The organism is Bacillus sp. JJ1764, assembly GCF_036962145.1.
In the GTDB taxonomy this organism is placed as follows: domain Bacteria; phylum Bacillota; class Bacilli; order Bacillales; family Cytobacillaceae; genus Neobacillus.
Genome location: NZ_JBALNY010000072.1, coordinates 45,943 through 51,504 on the forward strand (window position 1 = coordinate 45,943; position 5,562 = coordinate 51,504).

Sequence of the window (5,562 nt, forward strand, 5' to 3'; positions counted from 1 at the left end):
CATTATTTGTGTATTATAACTTTGGAATCCTTGTAAGTAGGCAAGATTTCCAAGTCCTCCTGCACCAATGACGCCAGCCATTGCAGTATAACCTACTAAGGCAATTCCGGTTACTGTTATTCCCGATATTAACGCTGGCAAAGATTCAGGAATTAACACCTTGAAAATAATTTGCCAATTTGTTGCCCCCATCGATTTTGCTGCTTCAATAACTCCCTTATCAATTTCACGTAAAGCCATTTCTACCATCCTTGCATAAAAGGGAGCTGCCCCGATGATTAGAGCTGGTAATGCGGCATTGGCCCCAAGCATGGTACCCATGATCAAAACGGTAAATGGTAGCAATAAAATAATAAGGATAATAAACGGAATGGAACGGAAGATATTTACGATTGAAGCAATAATTTGATTAATCACTCGATTTTCCCAAATATTCCCTTTTCCGGTTAAAAATAAAATAATTCCTAAAATGATACCAAGAATGAATGTAAACGCGACTGAAATGGCCGTCATATAAAGGGTCTCTTCGGTTGCCACCCAAATACTATCCCAATCGACGTTATAGAACCAAGTATCAAGCATTCTCGATCACCTCCACTCCTACCTGCTGGGAACCAATAAACTCAATTGCTTTGTTGACCTCGGCTTCGTCTCCGTCAAGATGAATGAAAAGTGTGCCGTATGATCCACTTTGGGTTTGCGATATTTTCCCTTGTAGGATGTTGACCGTTACATTGTGATGACGAATTAGATTCGTGATCACCGGCTGTTCAGCAGACTCTCCAATAAAGGTTAATTGAACAACACGGCCGGATTGATAGTGTTCGAGCAAATGCTCTGCTGTTTCCTTTGTTTCACCCGGTTCGGTTACTTGTTTAACAAAGCGCTTGGTGATGGATTGCTGCGGATTTTTGAACACATCCAGAACGGAACCCATTTCCACCACTTTTCCGCTTTCCATTACTGCCACTCGATGACAAATTTTGCGAATGACGTGCATTTCGTGAGTAATTAACACAATCGTTAAGCCATACTGTTTATTAATATCAACAAGCAAATCCAAAATGGAATCTGTTGTCTGCGGATCAAGTGCTGAAGTGGCTTCATCGCACAGTAGCACTTTCGGATTATTAGCCAGTGCTCTGGCAATGCCAACCCGTTGTTTTTGTCCGCCGCTTAGTTGAGAAGGGTAAGCATTTTCTCTGCCCTCAAGACCAACTAATTTAATCAATTCATTTACCCGCTTTTGTCTTTCTGCCCCTTTGACTCCGGCAATTTCTAGCGGGAACGCAATATTTTCGCTTACAGTCCTTGACCATAATAAGTTAAAATGCTGGAAGATCATGCTGATTTCCTGGCGGGCCTTGCGAAGCTCACTGCCTTTAATTTTTGAAATTTCTCTTCCGGCGACCGTTACACTGCCTTCAGTCGGTAGCTCAAGGCCATTAAGCATTCGAATCAAGGTACTTTTACCTGCGCCACTATATCCAATGACTCCGAAAATTTCTCCCTTTTTAATATCCAGATTGACCTCATCAACTGCTTTGAGCTGCCCCTGTTTCGAAGGAAAAATTTTTCGAACATTTTTAATTGATATCATTGCCTCACCTGCTTCATATCCAGAATACGTAAATATAGGGTTTGAATTTTTCGTTAAAAGGATACTATTTTAAAAAAATAAAAGCCTTTCTGCAAGGGCAGAAAGGCATTATAAATCAATCCTTTCTCCCATCTCTCAAAGCATTCGCTTTGTGTGAATTGGCACCATTTCAATAAAATTGACGGTTGCCGGGCTTCATAGGGCACATCCCTCAGCCTCTCTTGATAAGAGCTTAAACAATCCTATATTCAATTAATACTTTAGTTCGTTTACGTAAAAAATATATTACGAAAGTTATCGTATCATGGATAAAAAGCAGTGTCAATAAAATTTCTTCATTTTCGGAAAAATTCGACTAAGCCTTCGTTTTTAATGAAGTTAGACCTGTTGCCACCTCAATGGAATCCTCAAGATCTTCAATTAAGTCCTCGGCATTTTCGATTCCTATAGACAGTCGAATTAAATCCTCTGAAACTCCTGATGCTTTCAAACCCTCTTCATCAAGTTGCTGGTGCGTGGTGCTGGCCGGGTGAATAATCAAACTCTTCGCATCTCCCACATTGGCCACATGAGCCCATAAAGTAATCGCATTTATTAATTTGGCCCCTGCTTCACGTCCACCCTTAATACCAAAAATAACTACAGAACCGGCACCTTTAGGCAGGTATTTTTTTGCTAATTCATAGTCAGGATGGGATGGATGCCCAGGATAAGAAACCCACTCAACAGCAGGATGATTTTCTAAATACTCCACAACCTTTTGGGTATTGGCCACATGTTCCTTCATTCGCACATGAAGTGTCTCCAATCCAAGTGTAAACTGGAAGGCGTTTTGCGGACTTAACGCTGGCCCTAGGTCACGCAGCAATTGAACACGTGCCTTAACAATATACGCAACAGGTCCAAGTGCTTCTGCATAAACCAGGTCATGATAGCTTGGATCCGGAGTCGTAAAACCAGGGAATTTCCGTGAATTCCAATCAAACTTTCCTCCATCGACAATGACACCCCCTAAAGTTGTGCCATTCCCAAGCAACCATTTAGTGGCTGAATGAATGACAATATCTGCACCATGTTCAATCGGACGGCACAAATATGGAGTAGCAAAGGTATTATCAATGATTAGCGGAATCCCTGCTTGATGAGCAATTTCCGCTACTTTTTCAATGTCCAAAATAGTTAAGCTTGGATTACCGATGGTTTCAGCAAAGACAGCCTTCGTTTTTTCAGTAATAGCCGCACGGAAGTTTTCCGGGTCTGCAGGGTCAACAAACTTCACCTTAATTCCGTATTTTGGAAGAGTCACGGCGAATAAATTAAAGGTGCCGCCGTACAGCGTTGAAGCAGAAACAATTTCATCACCGGCTTCGGCGATGTTTAAAATGGCTAGAGTAATGGCTGCCATACCGCTCGCCACCGCAAGTGCGCCAACCCCGCCTTCTAATAAAGCAACTCTCTCCTCAAACACAGTAACGGTCGGGTTATGTATACGCGTGTAAATATAGCCCGGTTCTTTTAATCCAAATAGGTTAGCCGCATGCTCTGTATCTTTAAATTGATAGGCGTTGTTCTGATAGATTGGAACAGCACGTGCACCAGTAACCGGATCCGGCGACAAACCTCCATGAACCCCTAATGTCTCAAACCGATATTTCTTTTGCTTCTCTGTCATTTTCCTTGCTCCTCTCTCTTTTGTATAAAAATAAAACCCCCACTTCATAAGAAGAGGGGGATCCACTCTTTTTATAAAGTGGGGGATCCGTACTTCTTATCTTTCGGGGCATGAAGCTCCGCTGGAATTGGCACCGTGTCTCAAACCGGTTGCTGGGCATCGTCGGGCCAGTCCCTCCGCCACTCTGGATAAGAATTATTCATTATTATTACTGAATATTTAAAAAATATATTACAGGATGTCCTCTACCTAGTCAAGAGTTTTACTAACTAATTTTGGCAAAATTTTGAGTGCTCGCTAATACGAATAATGCTTCTAATAGCAGCACGATTCTTAAGGGTGCTTCTACTTTTAACACGCCCTCACGTTGAAGTGTCCGCAGTTTTGCCTCACCACTTATTAATCGATGGATCCCTGCATTGCTGCCGTTAATCGTATAGCCTGGAGCTAAATCATCACTAATTTCAATTGTACCGTGATTAATTGCCAGTTTGACTGTTTCATGGTGGGTCGAAATGGCTACGTGAAAATCTGCCTGTCGGATCAATGGCAGAATATGCTCCAACTGGTTAGCAGCAAGTATAAATGAATGAACCGCTTCCTTCATACAATCACTCCGCTTCCGTTATGCTACCTTTACTATTCAGCAATAATATGCCGACTTCCTTTAATAAATGCTCGACAATTACCGTACCTGAGATGATCATTTCCCGAGAAATATGTCGGAAGGAGGGATTCTTAACACATTTTTCACCATTTTTTGTCGGAAGTTTTGTAAAATAGATTTATCAAATTTGAAAGGAAAGAAGTCATGATTATTAAACCTCGAACCGAGCCTCATGATTTAACAATGTTTCGGATCTTGAATGCACGCATGGAGTTATCGGAAAATGACAAAAGAAATTTTATCAATCTGCAAAAAGGATATTTAGGAGAGTTGAAATTTGATGAATTTGCAGAACGACAACTTGATGATCATATTCCGATTCTAAATGATTTACTTATGAAACATAACAACTCCTATTTTCAAATTGATTCATTTATCATAGCAAATGGTGTTGGGAACCTTATCGATATCAAAAATTCAGAAGGTGATTACATTTTTAGGGATGGGCAGTTTTATCCGATGGGCAGTAACCAAGAAATATTGAATCCCCTTGGACAATTGGATCGCTGTGTAACACTCCTTCGTAAATCCCTCTCCATTAAGGACTGCCAGATTCCCATCAAACCCTATCTAGCATTTGTTAATCCTAATTTCACCCTCTATCAAGCACCCGTTCATGAATCCCTCATCTTCCCAACTCAATTGAATGCCTTTATGAAAAAGTTAAATGCCGGAACCACACGAGTTAATGGACACCAAACCAAATTAATAGAAACATTATTAGCAGCCCATATAACAAAGTACCCTTATTCTAAATTACCTGCCTATTCTTTTGAGCAGCTGAAAAAGGGCATTACTTGTTGTAGGTGTCAGTCTTTTTCGATTGCAACCACAGGACGGAAATTGAGTTGTTTGGATTGTGGGTATGAAGAGTCGCTGATACAAGCGGTGTTGCGGGCTGTGGATGAATTTAGGCTTTTGTTTCCGGGGGAGCGGGTTACGACGAATAAGATACTTGATTGGTGTGGAAGGGGAAACATTTCTAAGAAATTAATTTGGAGGATTTTAAAAGAGAATTTTAAGGCAGTGGGGTATGGAAGATGGTTTTATTATGAGTGATTCACTTAAAAAATTGTGTAAGGGCTTATATTAAATTTTAGTGTGCGCTTTATAAGCGATACTTTTGCTGGTGCGGTCGCTTTTTATGGAAGGTTGAACACCTCTTTATTCCCAATTTTGATGTTGAGGTCGATTTTCTGGAACGTAGAACCCTTCTATGTTCCTTTTTTTGCTAGTGCGACTGCTTTTTCAGGAAGGTAAAACACCTCTATATTCCACTTTTGCTTCCGGTACTGCTTTTTCTGGAACGTAGAACACCTCTATGTTCCCTTTTTGTTACCGGTACTGCTTTTTCTGGAACGTAGAACACCTCTATGTTCCTTTTTTGCTGGCACGACTGCTTTTTCAGGAACGTAGAACCCCTCTATGTTCCCCTTTTGCTGGTGCAACTCTTTTTTCGGAAACGTAGAACCCTTCTATATTCCCCTTTTGATGACGAAACTGTTTTTTCGGGAACTAGAACCCTTCTATATTCCCTTTTTGATGACGAAATTGTTTTTTCGGGAACATAGAACATCTCTATGTTCCCTTTTTGCTAGTGCGACTGCTTTTTCAGGAATGTAG

5 protein-coding genes and 2 riboswitches are annotated in these 5,562 nt (G+C 40.9%); of the genes, 1 reads left to right on the forward strand and 4 read right to left on the reverse strand.

Annotation, left to right across the window (positions count from 1 at the left end; translation table 11 throughout):
- From V7083_RS11950 to V7083_RS11965, 4 genes are all read right to left on the reverse strand, one after another.
- The coding region (locus V7083_RS11950; RefSeq protein WP_335477945.1) for a methionine ABC transporter permease at positions 1 to 582 on the reverse strand (582 nt) is incomplete at its 3' end.
- Positions 575 to 1,600 carry a methionine ABC transporter ATP-binding protein gene (locus V7083_RS11955; RefSeq protein ID WP_335477947.1) on the reverse strand — a complete coding sequence of 342 codons (1,026 nt, stop codon included), beginning with the start codon at positions 1,598 to 1,600 and terminating at the stop codon, positions 575 to 577. The genes V7083_RS11950 and V7083_RS11955, both read right to left, overlap by 8 nt.
- A gap of 125 nt (positions 1,601 to 1,725) precedes the next feature.
- Positions 1,726 to 1,831, reverse strand: a riboswitch (SAM riboswitch).
- A gap of 124 nt (positions 1,832 to 1,955) precedes the next feature.
- Positions 1,956 to 3,272, reverse strand: coding sequence for an O-acetylhomoserine aminocarboxypropyltransferase/cysteine synthase family protein (locus V7083_RS11960; protein ID WP_335477949.1), 1,317 nt, complete (start codon positions 3,270 to 3,272; stop codon positions 1,956 to 1,958).
- Between the two features lie 93 nt (positions 3,273 to 3,365).
- Positions 3,366 to 3,467, reverse strand: a riboswitch (SAM riboswitch).
- A gap of 70 nt (positions 3,468 to 3,537) precedes the next feature.
- On the reverse strand, positions 3,538 to 3,879 hold the full coding sequence (locus tag V7083_RS11965) for a hypothetical protein (RefSeq protein WP_335477951.1): 342 nt from the start codon (positions 3,877 to 3,879) through the stop codon (positions 3,538 to 3,540).
- Between the two features lie 204 nt (positions 3,880 to 4,083).
- Here V7083_RS11965 and V7083_RS11970 point away from each other — a divergent pair, with 204 nt between their 5' ends.
- Entirely contained in the window at positions 4,084 to 4,998 is a 915-nt protein-coding gene (locus tag V7083_RS11970) for a nuclease-related domain-containing protein (protein WP_335477953.1), read from the forward strand.
- Positions 4,999 to 5,562: the final 564 nt, after the last annotated feature.

What these genes read in the sequence shown, in the direction of transcription:
- V7083_RS11965 (WP_335477951.1), bottom strand. Translation starts at nt 3,879, where the DNA reads ATGAAGGAAGCGGTTCATTCATTTATACTTGCTGCTAACCAGTTGGAG.
- V7083_RS11955 (WP_335477947.1), bottom strand. Translation starts at nt 1,600, where the DNA reads ATGATATCAATTAAAAATGTTCGAAAAATTTTTCCTTCGAAACAGGGG.
- V7083_RS11960 (WP_335477949.1), bottom strand. Translation starts at nt 3,272, where the DNA reads ATGACAGAGAAGCAAAAGAAATATCGGTTTGAGACATTAGGGGTTCAT.
- V7083_RS11970 (WP_335477953.1), top strand. Translation starts at nt 4,084, where the DNA reads ATGATTATTAAACCTCGAACCGAGCCTCATGATTTAACAATGTTTCGG.